The 17,079-nt window shown below is 70.2% G+C and carries 13 protein-coding genes and 1 pseudogene; 4 read left to right on the top strand and 10 right to left on the bottom strand.

The features are described 5' to 3' along the window. Window positions 1–640 precede the first annotated feature (640 nt). A complete protein-coding gene (locus HV826_RS16430) occupies window positions 641–1,618 on the bottom strand; it encodes a polysaccharide lyase (protein WP_176417971.1) in 978 nt (325 codons plus the stop codon). A 367-nt stretch (window positions 1,619–1,985) separates the two neighbouring features. Between HV826_RS16430 and HV826_RS16435 the strand changes: the two genes are divergently transcribed. Continuing rightward, complete coding sequence (locus HV826_RS16435) at window positions 1,986–3,011, top strand: arginine N-succinyltransferase (protein WP_176417972.1); 1,026 nt, start codon at window positions 1,986–1,988, stop codon at window positions 3,009–3,011. 9 nt (window positions 3,012–3,020) lie between these two features. Here HV826_RS16435 and HV826_RS16440 read toward each other — a convergent pair whose 3' ends face one another. Further along, window positions 3,021–4,046 (bottom strand): lasso peptide biosynthesis protein, encoded by a 1,026-nt coding sequence (locus tag HV826_RS16440; protein WP_176417973.1) that lies wholly within the window; start codon window positions 4,044–4,046, stop codon window positions 3,021–3,023. Window positions 4,047–4,108: 62 nt separating this feature from the next. Between HV826_RS16440 and HV826_RS16445 the strand changes: the two genes are divergently transcribed. Further along, window positions 4,109–7,255 (top strand): ABC transporter substrate-binding protein, encoded by a 3,147-nt coding sequence (locus HV826_RS16445; RefSeq protein WP_176417974.1) that lies wholly within the window; start codon window positions 4,109–4,111, stop codon window positions 7,253–7,255. Window positions 7,256–8,221: 966 nt separating this feature from the next. Here HV826_RS16445 and HV826_RS37255 read toward each other — a convergent pair. From HV826_RS37255 to HV826_RS16460, 3 genes and pseudogenes are all read right to left on the bottom strand, one after another. Beyond that, window positions 8,222–8,398: pseudogene (locus HV826_RS37255) on the bottom strand (hypothetical protein); the annotation flags it as partial. A gap of 441 nt (window positions 8,399–8,839) precedes the next feature. Further along, entirely contained in the window at window positions 8,840–10,993 is a 2,154-nt protein-coding gene (locus HV826_RS16455) for a hypothetical protein (RefSeq protein WP_368670938.1), read from the bottom strand. A 104-nt stretch (window positions 10,994–11,097) separates the two neighbouring features. Further along, a complete protein-coding gene (locus HV826_RS16460) occupies window positions 11,098–11,718 on the bottom strand; it encodes a DedA family protein (RefSeq protein ID WP_176417976.1) in 621 nt (206 codons plus the stop codon). Window positions 11,719–12,018: 300 nt separating this feature from the next. Between HV826_RS16460 and HV826_RS16465 the strand changes: the two genes are divergently transcribed. Further along, entirely contained in the window at window positions 12,019–12,405 is a 387-nt protein-coding gene (locus tag HV826_RS16465) for a hypothetical protein (protein WP_176417977.1), read from the top strand. Window positions 12,406–12,426: 21 nt separating this feature from the next. On the opposite strand, the gene HV826_RS16470 is transcribed toward HV826_RS16465, so the two are convergent. The 4 genes from HV826_RS16470 to HV826_RS16485 all read right to left on the bottom strand — a co-directional run bounded on the left by HV826_RS16470 (window position 12,427) and on the right by HV826_RS16485 (window position 15,039). Next, window positions 12,427–13,503 carry a radical SAM protein gene (locus HV826_RS16470; protein ID WP_176417978.1) on the bottom strand — a complete coding sequence of 359 codons (1,077 nt, stop codon included), beginning with the start codon at window positions 13,501–13,503 and terminating at the stop codon, window positions 12,427–12,429. Further along, entirely contained in the window at window positions 13,500–13,739 is a 240-nt protein-coding gene (locus HV826_RS16475; RefSeq protein ID WP_090488769.1) for an anti-sigma factor, read from the bottom strand. Before HV826_RS16475 ends, HV826_RS16470 begins: the two co-directional genes overlap by 4 nt. 65 nt (window positions 13,740–13,804) lie before the next feature. Continuing rightward, the gene (locus HV826_RS16480) at window positions 13,805–14,419 is read right to left on the bottom strand and encodes an RNA polymerase sigma factor (protein WP_176417979.1); all 615 of its coding nucleotides are present in this window, start codon (window positions 14,417–14,419) and stop codon (window positions 13,805–13,807) included. A gap of 35 nt (window positions 14,420–14,454) precedes the next feature. Further along, a complete protein-coding gene (locus HV826_RS16485; RefSeq protein WP_176417980.1) occupies window positions 14,455–15,039 on the bottom strand; it encodes a DNA-3-methyladenine glycosylase in 585 nt (194 codons plus the stop codon). Window positions 15,040–15,146: 107 nt separating this feature from the next. On the opposite strand from HV826_RS16485, the gene HV826_RS16490 reads away from it, so the two are divergent. Then, entirely contained in the window at window positions 15,147–16,697 is a 1,551-nt protein-coding gene (locus tag HV826_RS16490) for a 4-alpha-glucanotransferase (RefSeq protein WP_176417981.1), read from the top strand. Window positions 16,698–16,742: 45 nt separating this feature from the next. Here HV826_RS16490 and HV826_RS16495 read toward each other — a convergent pair whose 3' ends face one another. After that, window positions 16,743–17,054 carry a hypothetical protein gene (locus HV826_RS16495; RefSeq protein WP_176417982.1) on the bottom strand — a complete coding sequence of 104 codons (312 nt, stop codon included), beginning with the start codon at window positions 17,052–17,054 and terminating at the stop codon, window positions 16,743–16,745. Window positions 17,055–17,079 lie beyond the last annotated feature (25 nt).

Here is a 17,079-nt window from a genome sequence, read left to right on the forward strand (position 1 = left end):
GTTCCGCCATGCGACTGACGCGTCAGTCGCTGTCGCCACCACTCCGCGCCTGACGTGCAAGACATTGCCCCAGGCGCGCCCGAATCCGCCTCAATCACAGACGCGAAGCCACCTTCATTCCAGCACCAGCATATGGAATCAGGGGAGGATTGGACCCGCCCCATCCGGTCGTCCCGTCCCGCGGCGGGGCGCAGGTGCGCGACGACGCACGACGGGATGGCCGCGTAGGAGAAACCCCTGAGGCCCTGGTTCCGGCGAAGCGGCCCTCACGAGGGACGTGGCCGGCGAGTCCGCGGGACCTTCCCGCCGAGCGACAGGCCCCGTCCTGACCTGTCAGGTGATTGGATTGGCTGCTCGCGCGAAGGGGGCTGACACGAGGCACTCCTGACACGTCAGGCGTGCCAGCAACGCGTCAGACTTCCAGGTGAGGAAGCATCGGCACCGTGAATCACTCGGACGTGCCACGTTGGGTCTCCCACTCGAACGAGAGCGGCGCACCGCCCCGGAGCCGGGCAGACCTTCTCCGGCAGACCAACGTCACCGGTGGGTACGAGCGCTCAAGACACGTAGGTCGAGCCTCGCACCGGACACTTCCCCACGAAGGCGCGCGAGCCCATGGCCCGCGCGCCCCCCCGTGGGCTCAATTGCCGCGACGGCGGTAACCCGCAAGTCCCAGCAGCCCCAGCAGCGCGAAGGCCGCCGCGGAGCCACCGGTGCTGCTGCACCCCGCCTGGGCCGCGCCGCCCTCATCCGGGGAGATGCCTCCGGGCGGGGGCACGTTCGGCCCGGGCGCCGTGCCCGCGTCCCATTCCGGCGTGCCCGCGTCCGGCTGCGGCCCCGGCTCCTCGGCCCCACCCGCATCCACGGGGTCAGGGTCCACGCTGCCCGCGTCCTCGGGTGAACCCGCGTCCATGGGAGCGCCCGCGTCCACCGGCGTCCCCGCGTCCACCGGAGGCGGCTCCGGCTTCTGTTCGAGCACGTCCGACAGCGCCGTCGCCTGCATGAAACCGTCGTGGTAGACGACGCCCACCGGCCGCACCGTGTCGCTCCGGTAGAGGCCCAGCTTCAGGTAGTTGCGCTGCCCCGAGTACATCGTCATCGCGCCGCGCCTGGGCAGCACCAGCTCTTGGTTGTGCCACAGCTCGACGAAGCCCACCTTCGGGTCCGACGACCACTTCGCGTGCAGGATGAACTCGTGCCACACGCCGCGGGTGAGCTTCGTGCGCCAGGGAATCTCGCTGGTGCCGGGGAGCGACAGGCGAATCTCCTCCCCCTTCACGTAGAACTCCACTGGCGGCGAACCACAGCACCCGTCGTGGTGCCACTGGGTGAAGAGCTGCCAGGTGTCCACGCTGGGGAAGTCGTTCGCGAACATCACCTTCCAGCGGTAGTAGTACTCCGAGCCCACCGGCTCGTTGCTGATGTAGACCAGCTCGTTGCGATTCCCGCTGGCGTTGATGGGGTCGTCGCCCTGATGCACCGTCGCCTTCAGCGCGTATTGGCCCTCGGCCACGGGGGACGTCACCACCTGCAGCCGGTTCGCGTTCACCATCTGCGCACGGGAGTACTGCGAGCGGTCACCCGTCTCGAAGTCCCCTCGCCACACGACGCCTGCCATGGCGAGCCCGGGGACGCACCACATCACAAGCCATACGGGGACAAAGGCTCTCAAAACACATCCTCGCAAAGGTTTGGAATGCAACGACCGACACACCGTATCGCAAACCCTCCCCTGCTTCATTCCCACGCGAAATCCTTCCCGCTGGTCCGGCAAGTGGGCAGGCGGGCATGCAAGGCCTTGAATGTTTCACGCCATGTTTCACGTCGAGCGCGGGGCGGCTTACACACTCCGGGCATCCTGGCAAGCCGGCAGCGACACGTCGCGTCATCAACACGCCGGCCAACCTTCAAGCTGACGGGCGGCAGGTGTGGGGTATGGTCCCCTCTTTCCGGCGCTCCATCACAGGGGCGTCCCGAGTGTCCCCATGCTTGTCCTGCGTGACGTCCAGAAGACCGACTTGCCCGGGCTGAAGAGGCTCGCGGCCGTGCTGAACACGGTGAACCTGCCGAACAACGAGGAAACGCTCTCGGCCATCGTGGACACGTCGGTGAAGAGCTTCGCGGGCAAGGTGAAGAACCCCTTCGAGCGCGAGTATCTCTTCGTGCTGGAGGACGTGCGCAACAGCCTCATCATCGGCACGTCGATGATCATCGCGCAGCACGGCACCTATGAGGCTCCGCACATCTATTACGAGGTGAGCGAGCGCGAGCACTACTCCGCGTCCCTCTCCCGTCACCTTCGCCACAAGGTCCTCTCCATCGCCTACAACTACGAGGGCCCCACCGAGGTGGGTGGCCTCGTCGTGGACCCGCCCTACCGCGCCACGCCGGACAAGCCCGGCAAGCAGCTGTCCTACGGGCGCTTCCTCTTCATCGCCATGCACCGGCGGCTCTTCCGCCCCCGCGTGCTTGCGGAGCTGCTGCCGCCGCTGCTGCCGGACGGCCGCAGCCTCTTGTGGGAGGCCTGCGGCAAGAAGTTCACCGGCCTCACCTACCAGGAGGCGGACCGCCTCAGCCGGCAGAACAAGGAGTTCATCAAGGAGCTCTTCCCCGCCTCGGACATCTACGCGTCGCTCTTCCCCGCGCGCGTGCAGAAGGTGCTGGGCGAGGTGGGCCCGCAGACGCGTGGCGTGCAGCGCATGCTGGAGCGCATCGGCTTCAAGTACATGGAGCGCATCGACCCGTTCGACGGCGGCCCCCACTTCGAAGCCGACACGGCCGACATCTCCCTGATACGCAAGTACCGCACGCTCAAGGTGGCGGAGGAGGACTTCGACCTGGTGGGTGATGACGTCCTCGTCGCGGTGGAGAGTGAGACCGGCCGCAACCGCTTCCGCTCCGTGCGCTGCCAGGCCCGCCTGGAGAACACCCAGGCCTTCCTGCCCGCGCGAGCGAAGGAGGTCCTGGACGTCCAGGCCGGCGCGAAGGTGTCCATCATCCCCTTCGAGTAGCCCGTCGCCTCACGGCCGGCGCACCACCCGGTGCGCCCCGCGCAGCAGCGACAGCCAGCGCGCCCCCGCCGCCAGCGCCGAGCCCTGCGCCTCCGCCAGGGCGATGGGCAGGTGCGTATTCGGTGACACCTCGTCCAGGGACGTCGGGTCCAAATCCAGCGTCCTACCCGCCGCCAGCGCCACGCGCACCCAGGCGTGGGGGCGCGCCGGCCCGCCGTCCACCACCAGCAGCCCGTGCACCAACGCCACCTTCACGCCCCGCGCGCGGGCCCCCGCGGCGAAGCGCAGCGCGTGCGCCAGGCACCCACCCGCCTCGCCCTCGCCGTCCTCGCTCCAGTCCGCGCCGCCGGGCGTCTTCTCCGGGAAGGCCGCGTGGACTTCGGCCGCCAGCCCCCGCGCCGCCGCCGCCGTCCACGGCGTCAGCCCCGCGAGCCGCGCTGGAACGTCGAGCGGCGGCTCCAGCGACAGCGCGCCCCGGGCCCCCTCCACGGGCAGCCCGTCCGCGAAGAGCTCGGGAGGCGCGCGCAGCCGCTCCCCGGGCGCGGCCAGGGTGAAGCGCGAGTCTCCCACCTCCAGCGCCTCCATCCGGCCGTCTGCTCCATAGCGGGCCTGGAAGGCCGTTCCCAACAACGTGCCCTCCACGCGCCCGTCCCCCACCCGGGTGACGCAGTGCGGGCCCTCGCGACCCGTCAGCTCCTCCCGTCCCACGACACATCCCAGTGTGGCCGCGCCCTTCCAGAGCCACAGCGCCTGCGGCACCGCCTGAGCGCCTCGCACCCGCCCCTGGGCATCCACCTCCAGGGCCTGCTCCCGGCGGCGCGCCCCCGCCTTCCCGGCGCGGGTGTGCAGGTGCTGGCTGACGTAGGTGAAGCGGCCCGGCTCCAGTTTCAGCGTCACCGTGCCCACCGGCACGCCGCGCCAGGCGAAGACGTAACGCGAGGACTCCGACTGGGACGCCGGTGGCGCGTCGGCATTAACTGGATTATCTGGCTTTACCGGGAGCGTCAGCAGCAGCAGGGCAAGCAGGGTGGCCACGGCCCCAGTGTGCGGCGTTTTCAGGACCGGCGCGAGAAGGCGGGGTAGCGTTCCACTCCTTCATGGGCGCCAAACGGTACCTGTTCACGTTCGGACTGGCGGCAGGGCTGGTCTCCGCGCTCCTCCTGGGGGGGATGCTGCGGGCCGTCTCCGAGGGGCCGCTGTCGAATGCCACCTGGGCGGTGGTGTTGCTCGCCACGCCCGCGCTCTATCTCGCGGGGGGATACCTCGCGTGGTTTCGCTGGGCGGCGCAGCGGCGGAGGGTCCGCCGGCAGGTGATGGCGCGGCTGGCGGAGGGAGACCTCACCACCACGGTGGGCCCGCGCTACGAGGGCCACGAGGACGTGCGCCGCCTCATCCTGTCCCTGCGGCGCGCCCTGGCGCAGGTGCAGCGGGTGACGGCCAACCTGCACCGCACCAGCACGGACGTGAGCGGACAGGCCCGGATGCTGCTGGAGGCCGCGCGGCGGCAGGGCGGCGCCGTGGAGCGCACACTGGAGGCCGTCAGCGGAATGGGCGGCAGCCTCCAGGTGGCCGGCAAGCGGGTGCACCAGTTGGAGGTCTTCGCCGTCGACACCACCGGCGCGCTGCTGGAGATGACGGAGCGGCTGGAGCAGGTGGTGGACTCGCTGGCCCAGGTCAACACCTTCGCCCACAACACCACGTCGCTGATGCAGGCCATGGCCGAGCGGATGGCCAACGTCGCCGCGTCCGGTGACGAGCTGGGCCGCTTCGCCAGCGAGGCCGAGGACTTCGTCGCCGCGGTGGAAGGCGGCATTGATTCGGTGCGCCGCCGCGCCAACGAGACGAACCAGCTGGCCATCGCCGTGACGGCCACCGCCGAGCGCGGCGAGGTGCTGGTGGGCGACAGCGTCAAGGGCATGTACCGGGTGGAGGAGACGGTCCGGAAGGCCGCCGAGCTGATGGAGATGCTGGGCACGCGCTCGACGGAAATCGGGCGCATCGTCGACGTCATCCAGGAGATTGCGGACCAGACCAACCTGCTGGCCCTCAATGCCGCCATCATCGCCGCCCAGGCGGGTGTGCAGGGGCGGCCCTTCGGCGTGGTGGCCAACGAGATTCGCAACCTGGCCGAGCGCACCACGCGCTCCACCCGCGAAATCGGCGCCATGGTGGCGGGCGTGCGCGACGCCGTGCAGACGGCCGTGGCGCTGGTGCAGGAAGGCCGCGAGCGCGCCACCGCCGGCGTGGCCCTGGGTGACCGCGCCGCCGAGGCCCTGGTGGAGATTCGCACCATCACCCAGCGCACCTTCACCGCCGTCGAAGCCACGGTGGCGGAGACGCAGCGGTTGGAGGCCCAGGGCGCCACGGTGGTGGAGGCCAGCCGCCGCGTGGCCCTGCGGGTGGAGAACGTCACGCGCATGGCCATCGAGCAGTCGGGCCATGCGCGCGAGCTGCTGCGCCAGACGCAGGAGATGGCACGCGTGGGCCAGGGTGCCTCGCAGAAGGCGGAGGCCCAGGCGCGCACCGGCCGGGATCTCTCCGAATCGGTGGTGCGGCTGAGCGCCGCCCTGGAGGAGCTGCGCTCCGCCAACGTGGTGCTCACCAAGGCCGACGCCTCCATCCGCGAGGAAGTCGCCCAGGTGCGCGAGGACGCACGCCGGGTCATCCGCATCGGCGACGGGCTGACGCGCACGGTGGACCAGTTGGGTCACGAAGCCGAGGGCCTGGAAGCGGAGGTGTACCACTTCAAGCTCCCCACGCCCCACTTCGGAGGGACGCTGCGCGTGGGCATGCACCAGGCCGCGTCGTTGCGAAACCGTCAGGCGGTGGACCCGCTCTTCAGCGTGGAAAACCAGGTCTCAGAGCTCACCGCGTGCGTGTTCTCCACGCTGGTGCGCAGGGAGGACGGCGGGCTGGAGCCCGACCTGGCCGAGCGCTGGGACGCAGACCCTTCCGCGCGCCGCTACCGCTTCTACCTGCGCCGCGGCGTCACCTTCCACGACGGCACGCTGCTGTCGGCGACCGACGTGAAGCGCCACCTGGAGCGGCTGCTGGACCCGGCGCTCCGCTCGCCCGACCGGAGCCTCCTGGAGGACGTGGAGGGCGCGCCGGAGTACGCCGCTGGCATGGCGCGCGACGTGTCCGGCCTGGAAGTGCTGGACGACCACACCCTGGAGATTCGCCTCCGCGAGCCCAAGGCGTTCTTCCTCCAGTTGATGGCGCTCACCGCCACCGCGGTGGCCCGCACGGACGCCAACGGTCGGCTGGTGGGCACCGGGCCGTTCCGGCTCCTCGCCCTGGAGCCCGAGCGCGTGGTGCTGGAGCGGAACCCCTCCTACTGGCGCCCGGGCGGCCCCATGGTGGACCGGCTGGAGTTCCTGCTCACCGGCTCGCGCAAGGAGGCGGTGACGCTGCTGCGCCAGGGGTCGGTGGACCTGGTGTCCTTCCTCGACACGGAGCATGTGGAGCTGCCCGGCCTGGAGGCGTTCCAGTTTGCCGCGAGCACCACGCCCTCCACGGCTTTCGTGGTGCTCAACCACCGGGAGGCACCCTTTGACGACGTGCGCGTCCGGCGCGCGCTCCGCGCGGGCATGGACATCCAGGCCATGGTGAGCCAGTTCCACCCCGGCGCGCGCGTGGCGCGCTCGCTGACCCCACCCGAGCTGCTGGATGACGCGGACATGGGGCCCGCGCCCGTACCGAACGTGGCCCTCGCCGAGCAGTTGCTGCGAGAGGTGGGCCTGCGCAGGCTGCGGCTGACGCTCCACCGCCCCACCGGCAATGACCACTCCGCGGAGGACGCGGTGCTCTTCCGTCCGCTGCTCCAGGCCGGGCTGCTGGAGCTGCGCTACGTGGAGATGTCGCGCGAGGAATACACGGCCCAGGTGACCGAGGGCCGCCTCCCCGCGTTCCGCAACCGCTGGCTGGCCGACTACCCGGACCCGGACACCTTCCTGCACTTCCTCCTCCACTCCAGCGCCCAGACGGTGTTCCCCATGGGCTACCGGAACCCGGAGCTGGACCGCCTCACGGCCGAGGCCCGTATCTCCATCGATCCGGAGCTGCGCCGTCAGCTCTACCTGCGCGCGGAGCAGCTGTTCCAGGAGGACTGCCCGCTCATCCCGCTGTACCACGACCGCGCCCACGCGGCCGCGACCCCCGCGGTCCAGAGCCTGCGGCTGCACCAGACGCCGCCGCAGGTGCGCTTCGACGACCTCTGGGTGGACCCGAACGCCTCCACCTGACCAGGAGCGCCGAAGTGTTCCCATCGGCCGCCGGAACCGGCGGGACGCTCCAGTTGAGCGAGGCGGCTCCGGACCTCGACACCTCCGTGACGAATGAGGTGCCCGCGAGCGGTCCACCCGCGGCGTTGTGCATGACCGCGACAGGTGACTCGACTGCCCCCGCGCCTCCGAGGCAATGACCGTGGCGACCTGAGCTGGGGACGACGAGAGGTCGCCCCACGCCGCCTCACGACTCACACCACGCCCGCGCGGGCCCGGGTCCACACGGACGGATGGCGCCTGCTCCGCCACGCTGCCCGGGGCCTGCGTTTCTTCCGAATCCCCTGCACGACTGGCGGCCGCCGTTTGGTCAGGCCGCCCATTCAGGCCTTCCGCAGATACACCGCCGCGCAGGCTCCCCTCAGCAATGCCCAGGTCCTGAGCCGGGAGAACCTCCATCGTGTTCAGCGCCTCTCCAGTTGGAGGAGGCCCGCCTCCGCTCGGGCTGGACGGCGCCTCTGGGATGAGCGCCCGCCAGAGCGACTCTCCCGCCACCTGGACGTCTTCATCACTGATCGCTTCTCCTCGCCCCGCCCTTCGCACGAGCTCCGCCAACACGCCCCACACCATGCACTCGTGGAGCCAGGTGCGGCCCCGGGCAAACACCCCCTCGCGCTCGCCATGCTCGAGGACCTCCAGCACCTGCGCGCGGGTCCGTCCCTCATGCTCGCCGGGCGTGCCTGCGTCCGGGTGATGATGAAGGAACGTGAAGTCGACGAGGTGGGGCTGCAACAGCGCCCAGGTCGCGAACTCACGCCAGAAGGCGATGAAGACGTCGCGAAAACCCTGCTTCAGCGGGTCCCCGTCCGCCATCTGGTAGGCGACGAAGCCGGTGTAGGACAGCTCGCGCTCGGTGAAGTTCCGGATTGCCCTCGAGATGCCCTGCTTGCTGCCGTAGTAACGGTAAAGCGAGCCCACCGAGAGCCTCGTGGCACGCGCCAGTTCCGCGGCCCGGACGTTGTCGAGGCCCCGCTGTGCCAGCAACCTCGCCGCGTCAGGCAGCCTGGAAGTGCGCAGCTCCTGCAACGTGTACATCACCCCTCCCCTTCCACCCACCCCTGCGGCCGCCGCTCTGGCGGTCACGCGCGTGCGACGATGACCCATCTAACAGGTGGGTCTGACACATGGCCCGATGCGCGGACCGCCTCGGGGCCCTGATGACGAAGCCGCTGCCCCGTGGCCGCGACCTCCCGATAGAATGAACGTTCCTTCCACCAGGCCACCTCCTGGCCCTGAGGCCGGCGTGGCTTCGGGCGCGACCGGAAGCCGGTTCCGCTGTCGAAGGCGCTGACGGCGTTGAGGTGACGCATCACTGGAATGAACGCTCCTTCGACGACGGCCCGGCGCGCGGACACGGCCCGCCGTTTGGAAGCGGGCCCCACACATCGGCACCGCGCACCGGGGGAACGTCGAAGCGCGTTGCCATCCCCCCGCGATGGCATGGCCTTTCAGGCTCCAGAGTGGGTCAAATCCGCCGCAGCGGCGTTGAGCCCCCTTCGTGGGCTTGATGTCAGGCCTCGTAGCGGGTGCTGCTCGACGTCGGCGTCACGGAGACTCGCTTCGCGTTCGCGCGGTTCCACCATGGCGCTGCGGCCAGCCGCGCTCTTCGGCCTTGAAGTCCTGTCCCAGTCCGTACGACTCCAGTCGCCACTCACCGTCGCGATTCAGGACGACATACAGGTGCTGTCCCAGGAACGCGGCACCCGCCACATGCGGACGGCCGGGCAGCGGGCAGCTGCCGGCTCGGGTACCGCGTACAAAGAACTGAATCCAGGACTGGCGGCCTTCCGGCAGCTCGGCGTCAGCGAGCACGCCCACCAGCCCCCCTTGAAGCAACGCGGCTTCGTACACCGTGCCCGGCGCGACCTCATCCGGAAGCGCATCCACCTCCCACACCACGTGTCCGGACTCGGGGTTCACGGCGCGAAGCACGACACGCGCCTCCCGCGCCGTGCAGGGAATGCCATCCGTGCGCGCACACGTCCGTGTGAAGAGGTAGCCAGGCTGGCCCGTCGAGGGCAGCAGCGCGGGCTCCGCGATGGGCGCTCGCGCGCCGGCTCCGCCGTCTCCGTCCGAAAGCATGACGGGCACACCGCCATCCACCGGGACAACTGCTCGCGCCCCCACCAGCAGCCGCCCACCCGCGATGGCGAGGGACGCACCTCCACCTGGAACACCGCCGTCCACCAGCGCGCTCAACTTCAGCGCCGTGCCTCCGCCTTCATCGGGCTCCATTGGCGACACCTTCGAGAGCGCGCTGATGTCGAGGTCCACCCGCGCCAGCCGCCCATCCGTCGTGTAGAGCCAGGCCGTTCCCAGCGCGTCGAGCCCCAGCCGCGCCTCCCCTCGCCAGGCTTCGACCTGCGACACACCCAACAGCGTGCCCGCGTCCTCGCGACCCGAGAGCAAGATGAGCCTCGCGGATTCAGGCGCCGTACCGCCGTCCTCCGCGCCGCCGGCATCCGGGGCGGCTCGCCACGCGACATACGCGAGCACGTCCTCCTCTTGCGTGAGTGCGACGTGGCTCGCAGGGGGTCGGCCCGGCGAGGGGGGCTCGCCCACTCCAAGCGACGCCCAGGATGCATGCCAGAGGCGCGCCCCGGAGCCACGCGGCGCATAGGCCTCCAGCCCCTCCGGGGCATGAACCACCACCCCCGCATCCGATGCGGCCAGCAGCGTCCGGGCCCCACCCTCCGGATAAGGCGTCGCGTAACGCAGCAGCCCCGAGCGCGTATACGCGACCAGTTGGCAGCCCGCGTCCCCGCCACACACGGAGGTGTAGAGGGAGTCCTCCAAGACGAGCAACACCGTCCCACCGTCCGCCTCCACTGGCACGCCTTCCAGTTCCAGGCTGAGCTCCGGCGCGAGTTCGACAGGGCCCGGCCGCTGGCACACGCCGCCCTGGCACGTCCCCTCTCCCTGGCAGGCGGTAGCGGGCGCGCAGACGAAGCCCTCGGGGGGCGTCACCTCCCGGCACGCGCCGCTGAAGCACAAGCGAGCCGTCTGACAGTCCGCCGGGCCGCAAGGGCTGAAGTCGTCGGCGTCCACCGCCGTGCAGCCCTCCTCCAAGTCACACAACCCCACCTTGCAGGGGTTCTCCGGCGCGGGACACGCCACCCGAGACGTCACACACCCCCGCGTGGGTGAGCACGCATCCACCGTGCACGGATTGTTGTCGTCACACGTCCTCGGGTGGCCCACGCAGACGCTCGCCTGGCAGCGGCCGTCCACCTGACAGCGGCTCTCCGGCGTGCACGCGGCGCCTTCCTCCAGCGACGTCTCCACGCACGTCCCGGACGCCACGTCGAAGCGGGAGTCGAAGCAGGGACGCCCCGGACACGGCATGGGACGAATGCCCAGGCCCGTGAGGCGAACGGACTCCGTCAGCCCCGCGCCTGACAGCAGCAGCGTTCCCTCCGACAGCCCATGCCCCGCGGTGAAGACAACCTCCACTTCGGTCGCGCCGCCTCCGGACACGCTCACCTCGGACGTCACCACGGCGAAGGGCGCATCCACGGAGGCCACCACCGTCAGGCCCGCACGGCCCGTGGCCAGCACCGTCACCGCGCGGCGAGCCTGAGCCCCCTCCAGCACACGGCCGAAGTCCACCACTGCATCCCGGGGCCGGAACCCCTGACGCGAGCCTCCCGTCCCGGAGTCCCCTGCCTGGCACCCTGCCACGGCGAGAATGAAGGCCACCCACAACGGACTCCAGGAACGCGCCTGCGGATGCATGTCCGCGACTCAAGCGCGGGGCCGCGCGCCTCTGCAATGCAACACCAAGGCGCCGTCCTGAGACGAACTCAAGGCCCCGGCGCGGGGGCACGGCGCCGAGCCAACATCCGGATGCCCACGCCGATGGCGCCAATGACTACGAGCCCCACCACCGCGTACTGGTACCGAGCGACGAGCGCCGTCAGCCGCTCCAGGTTGCCACCCACCGCCGCGCCCAGTCCCAGCACCAGCCCGGTGTGTGCCATGGCGGACACTGCCCCCAGCGCCAGCGCGTTGAAGCGCGGCACGCGCGAGGCCCCTGCGGCGACGAAGATGAGCCCTCGGATGCCTGGCAGGAAACGATTCACCAGCAGCAGCCACGGCCCATTCACGCGCATGCGCGCTTGAACCTGTGCCAGCCGAGCATGGGTGATGCCGACGAAGCTGCGCTCGGGGTGGGCGTCGAAGCGCTTCGCCAGCCAGTGCCCCACCGCGTAGTTGATGGCCGCGCCCACCACGCTGCCCACCGTCACCACCAGGAAGACAAGCACCCACGGATGCGCGCCACGCACTGCGTACACCCCCCCCAACAGGGTGATGGTGTCCCCGGGAAAGGGCGGCACGACGTACTCCAACATCGCCGCCAGCCCCAGCACCAGCAGGCCCAGGGGCCCCAGGGCCGAGATGAGCTGGTCGATGAATTCCACCATCCGCGCGTGCGACCTCCGGCGAGCCGAGCACCGTCGGGTTTAAGTCGGACGCCGCCGATACGAAAGCGGCATCCACGCCGCCCCGCCCGCGGTGAACATCACCGGAGCGCGCACCTGGCGCGAACCGCCGCCCCACCGCCTGTCACCTGAAGGAATGCCGGCCTCCGAGCGAGGGCTCAGCCCGGCCACGGCAGGGCGCGGCCACCATGACCATTTTTCAGTCGCGCCCTTCAATCACGTGGACCTTCCGGGCGGAACACATCCCATGGCGGGCCCATCCCCTCACCGAGGTCTCTCGCCATGTCCTATCGCGTCACTGTCGCCCCCGAGCTCACGGAGGCCTACCAGAGGCTGCCTCTCTCCGAGCGCCACCCCATCCAGGAGCGGCTGGACATGCTCGCCGCGGCTGCCGACGACGCCGCCCGCTCCCCGTCCAGGATGAGCCGCCCCCATGCGAGCGAGCTCGCGCTCGTCTCCCCCGGCGCGCACCGAATCTTCCTGGGCGACCAGTGGATTGCGTACCGCGTCCAGGCGGAGGACCGGACCCTCCAGTTGCTGGACTTTGGCAGTTGGAGCAAGAGCCCGCTGGCACGACAGGCGCCCCCTGCGGGGCAATGGCACGGCTCGGGTCACCAGGAGGATGGCTGGGACAACGAGGGCGGCGGCAGTCCACCCTCCCCGCCCTAGGCCCCAGCCCTCGCGCGCACGTCACGGCGTCGTGGAAGGCGGCGGCTCAACGGGCCGCGACATCACCGTGCCGCCGTACTGTGTGGCCGCCAGCGTGCCACACGCCGCGCCAATCTCCTTGCCACCGGAGTACCGCCGCGCCACCGGTGACTTGAGAATCTGGAGGTGGTCGCGGAACGCGCTCAGCTCCTCGGGCGTGGGCGGCAGGTACTTCCCGGTGGGGTCCGTCACGTCGATGAGGTCCACCTTGATGCGGATGCCCTCGAAGGCGGCCTTCAGCGCCTCGGCGTCCTCGCGGCCCAGGTTGAAGCCGCTGATGGCGACGTAGGCGATCATCGCCCGCTCGCGCCGCACCTCGCTGTACTCGCGGATGGCGTCGATGAGCTCCGGCAGCGGATGCGTCTTCTCAATCGGCAGCACCTTCGCGCGCTTCTCCGCGATGGCGCTCGTCACGGAGAAGGCCAGCCGGTACGGATGCCCTTCGCGCACGTAGCGGCGGATGGCCGGCACATGGCCCGCCGTGGAGAAGGTAATCGCCTCCCCCGCGATGGAGAACCCCGCCGGGTGGCGCAGGATGTCCGCGGCCCGCAGCGTCTCCTTGTAGTTGAGGAGCGGCTCCCCCATCCCCATGAAGACGACGCCGCGCACCGGCCGGTCCGCTTCCTCCCGGACCTGGAGCACCTGGTCCAATATCTCCCACGTCTGGAGGTTCCTCTTGAAGCCCAACTTCCCCGTCATGCAGAAGTCGCACGCCAGCGCGCAGCCCACCTGGCTGGAGACGCAGATGACGTACTTCTCATCGAAGATGGGGATGCGTACCGCTTCGATACGCCCGCCCAGCGGCGAGTCGAAGAGGTACTTCACGAAGCCGTCGTCCGCGCGGCGGCGCTCGACGATGGCCAGCTTCGGCAGCTCCGCGTGGGCGCGCAGGTGGTCTCCCACGCGGCGTGGCACCTGACGGGCCGAAGCGACCTCCTCCACGGACTGAGCACCGTGGGCGAAGACGGCCGCGAACACCTTGCGGATGGCGGCGGGCGACGGGGAGAGCGGCGCGAGCGCGGCCTCCAACTCCGGCAACGACAATGACTTCAGGTTCACGAGGCGGACTTGATTTTGGAGCGAAGGAACTCGGTGAGCTTCTCGGAGACTTCCTTCGGCATCTTCGCAGCCAGCGCCTTCTTGCACAGCCCGGGCGTGGCCCGGTAGGTGCGCAGGAAATCCACACAGGGGCTGCACCCGCGCAGGTGCTCACGCAGGTGCTGCGTGTCCTCGGGAGACATCTCTCCGTCGAGAAATTGCAGCAGGAGGTTGATGGAATCTTTGCAGTTGTACATCCGAACCTCGGCTGGCTGCGGCGCGCCCTCGTTCCTCTCAAAGATGCCGAGCGCTTCGTCGCGTTTCACAACTCGCGACTGTCCCGGTTGTAGAAAGCGTCGATGGCTTCACGGAGCGCGAGCCGTGCCCGGTGCAACCGGCTCTTGATGGCGGGGATGGAGTCCCCCGTTGCCTCTGCAATCTGTTCGTAACTGAGGCCCTCCACGTCTTTCAAGAGGAAGACCTCCCGGTATCCCTCGGGCAGGCGGTCCGAGGCCTGCTGGATGGCGGCCCCCAGCTCGGCGTCCAGGGCCTTTTCCTCGGCGTCCCGGCTCCAGTCCGACTGGGGATACTCCGCCAGGGAGCCCCGCTCGGTGAACTCCGGGCCCTGGAGCTCCTGCTCGGCTGCCTGGGCTACTCGGCGGTGGCGCAGGCGCATGAGCGCATGGTTGGCGGCGATGCGGTGCACCCAGGAGCCGAAGGCGGCATCCCCCCGGAAGTCCTTCAGGTGTTGGTAGGCGGACAGGAAGGTGTCCTGGGTGATTTCGGCCGCGTCGGCCTCCGAACGGGTCATCCGGAGCGCCAGGCCATACACCTTGTCCCGGTGGGCATCCACCAGGGCCTCGAAGGCGGAAACGTCCCCATCCTGTGCGCGAGAGAGGAGCTGACGGTCCTCTTCCATGACGGCCTCGTCGGACATGGCGGGACGCACCCAACCAGCCAGGAAGCCCGCCGTCAAGCGGGCTTGCGGCCCCCGGGCGACGGCCCCTTGCTGACATGTTGACTGTCCCGGACCCACAACCGGAAGGGTTCGGCGGCCCACGCCCCGGCATAGTCCACGCCAATCCGCGGTCCCCGGGACACTGCTGACTCGGGAACAGGCGTCCCGCGTCTCAGGTGCAGCGCCGGCGTGCACAGGCCCCGCCGGTTGTGCGCCCGGGTGAGGCCCAGCGCCTTGCACAGGCGGCCCGGCCCGTCCGTGCGCGTCCCCGGGGGCAGGCCCTCCACCGGCTCCACCGCCCGCACCAGCACCGCCGCTCCCACCCCCGTGGCATCCGTCACGACGTTGAAACAGTGGTGCATGCCATAAATCAGATAGACGTACGCCACGCCGGCCGGGCCGAACATGACCTCGGTGCGAGGGGTGAGCCCCTTGGCCGCGTGGCACGCCAGGTCGTGCTCGCCCAGATAGGCCTCCGTCTCCACGATGCGGCCCACCCGGCGCTGTCCGCCCTCCTCCACCACCAGCAAGGTGCCGAGCAGCTCCCGGGCGACCACCAGCGCGGGGCGGGCGTAGAAAGACTCCGGCAACCAGTTCACGCCTGGATGTTAGCGGCCCTTCCGTCCGGAAAGCGAAGAACCCAGACACCTTCGGAGCGCGTCGGCAGTTCCCACCGGCGCGGGGCTGGGGCAGATTGCATCGCACCATGTCCACACCCGGCCGGCTCTCCGGTCTTCTGCTCCCGCTCTTCTCCCTCCGCTCGCAGAGCGACTTTGGCATCGGTGACTTCGGTGCGCTGGAGGGCCTGTTCACCTGGATGCAGGCCGCCCGCCAGCGGATGCTGATGGTGCTGCCGCTGCTGCCCACCGCGCCGGGTGACCCGAGCCCCTACGCGACGCGCTCCGCCTTCGGCCTCAATCCGCTCTTCATCGACCTGCAGCGGCTGCCGGAGTTCACCGCGGCCGGCGGCGAGGCGGCCCTGTCCGACGCGCAGCGCGCCCAGCTGGCCGAGGCGCGTGCGGCGCCGCGCGTGCGCTACGACGTGGTCTTCCCCCTCAAGGACGCCGCCTTCGCGCGCGCCTTCGACGTCTTCGAAGCCCAGCACTGGGCGCCCCAGTCCGAGCGGGCGAAGGCCTTCCGCCAGTGGCGCGACGCCCAGGGCGAGTGGCTGGAGAGCTACGCGCTCTTCACCGCCATCAGCGAGCAGGAGGACCGCCGCCCGTGGTGGGAGTGGCCGGAGCCGCTGCGCACCCGCCACCCAGAGGCCCTGGCCCAGAAGTCCCGGGAGCTGGAGCGCCGCGTGCGCTACCACGCCTGGCTGCAGTGGGTGGCCGAGCAGCAGTGGAACGAGGTGCGGACGCAGGCCCGCGCCAGGGACGTCCTCCTGTGCGGAGACGAGCCGTTCATCATCGGGCAGGACAGCGCGGACGTGTGGGCGCATCCGGACATCCTGCGGCGCGACGCCCGCCTGGGCGTGCCTCCGGATGACTTCTCCGCCACGGGCCAGGACTGGGGCCTGCCCTACTTCGACCTGGCGGCCATGGAGCGAGACGACTTCGCGTGGCTGAAGATGCGCGCGAAGAAGGCGGCCAGCTACTACGACTTGCGCCGGGTGGACCACGCGGTGGGGTACTTCCGGCAGTGGATTCGCGACGCGCAGACGCCCGCCGGGCGCTTCATCCCGCCGGACGAGGAGAGCCACCGCCGCCTGGGTGAGAAGACCTTCCGACTGCTGTCCGAGGGCGCCGGCATCGTCGCCGAGGACCTGGGCGTGATTCCGCCCTTCGTGCGCCACATCCTCGCGGAGCTCCAGCTGCCCGGCTACCGGGTGATGCGCTGGGAGCGCGACGACAACCATTACCGCGACCCGCGCCAGTTCCCGGCGGTGTCCCTGGTCACCACCGGCACGCATGACACGGACACGGTGGCCGAGTGGTGGGAGGGCGCGGGGGACCCCGAGCGGCAGGCGGCGGCGCGCTCGTGGCCGGAGCTCAACGGCGTGGCCCTCACCCGCGAGTTCACCCCGGACGTGCACCGGGCCATGCTGGCCTCGGCGCTCAACGCCAACAGTGACTTGTGCGTGCTGCCCTGGCAGGACGTGCTCGGCACCCGGGACCGCATCAACCTGCCCGGCTCCATGAGCGATTCGAACTGGGCCTATCGAATCGAACAGAACGTGAGCGACCTGCTCACCGATTCGCGCACGCGCGAGGCCGCCGAGCGGCTGGCCTGGCTCACCGCGTCCGCGCGGCGCTGAGCCACCGTCCGCCCGGGGGCTTCAGAGTCCCGGGCGGCGCCGGCCTCACGGTTCGACGCACTTCACCTGGGCCGGGAAGCCGTCGAACAGGGCGCAGGTGCGGTTGGCGTTGGCGCACTCCAGCCGCTCGCAGACGTTGTCGAAGACGCAGATGGGCGGCGAGCGGCCGAACTCCAGGAAGATTTCCGTGCAGAACTGGTACGGATTCACACAGCCGAACGAGCCGCAGTAGGGCGCGTCCGACAAGCTCTCCCCCTCCTTGGGGCGCACCGCCTCGTCCTCGGAGACACCACACGAGGACGCGCAAACCGCGAGCACGGAGAACACCAGGCTTCTGATTCGCCGGGACTGGGCCATGACCTCCCATCTTGGGCCAGCCGGG

This window comes from Myxococcus sp. AM010 (assembly GCF_013372585.1).
Lineage (GTDB): Bacteria > Myxococcota > Myxococcia > Myxococcales > Myxococcaceae > Myxococcus > Myxococcus vastator.

Bases quoted from the DNA above. Each gene is read 5' to 3' on its own strand.
- HV826_RS16430 (WP_176417971.1), bottom strand. From the start codon at position 1,618: ATGGCAGGCGTCGTGTGGCGAGGGGACTTCGAGACGGGTGACCGCTCG.
- HV826_RS16435 (WP_176417972.1), top strand. From the start codon at position 1,986: ATGCTTGTCCTGCGTGACGTCCAGAAGACCGACTTGCCCGGGCTGAAG.
- HV826_RS16445 (WP_176417974.1), top strand. From the start codon at position 4,109: ATGGGCGCCAAACGGTACCTGTTCACGTTCGGACTGGCGGCAGGGCTG.
- HV826_RS16460 (WP_176417976.1), bottom strand. From the start codon at position 11,718: ATGGTGGAATTCATCGACCAGCTCATCTCGGCCCTGGGGCCCCTGGGC.
- HV826_RS16465 (WP_176417977.1), top strand. From the start codon at position 12,019: ATGTCCTATCGCGTCACTGTCGCCCCCGAGCTCACGGAGGCCTACCAG.
- HV826_RS16475 (WP_090488769.1), bottom strand. From the start codon at position 13,739: ATGTACAACTGCAAAGATTCCATCAACCTCCTGCTGCAATTTCTCGAC.
- HV826_RS16480 (WP_176417979.1), bottom strand. From the start codon at position 14,419: ATGTCCGACGAGGCCGTCATGGAAGAGGACCGTCAGCTCCTCTCTCGC.
- HV826_RS16490 (WP_176417981.1), top strand. From the start codon at position 15,147: ATGTCCACACCCGGCCGGCTCTCCGGTCTTCTGCTCCCGCTCTTCTCC.
- HV826_RS16495 (WP_176417982.1), bottom strand. From the start codon at position 17,054: ATGGCCCAGTCCCGGCGAATCAGAAGCCTGGTGTTCTCCGTGCTCGCG.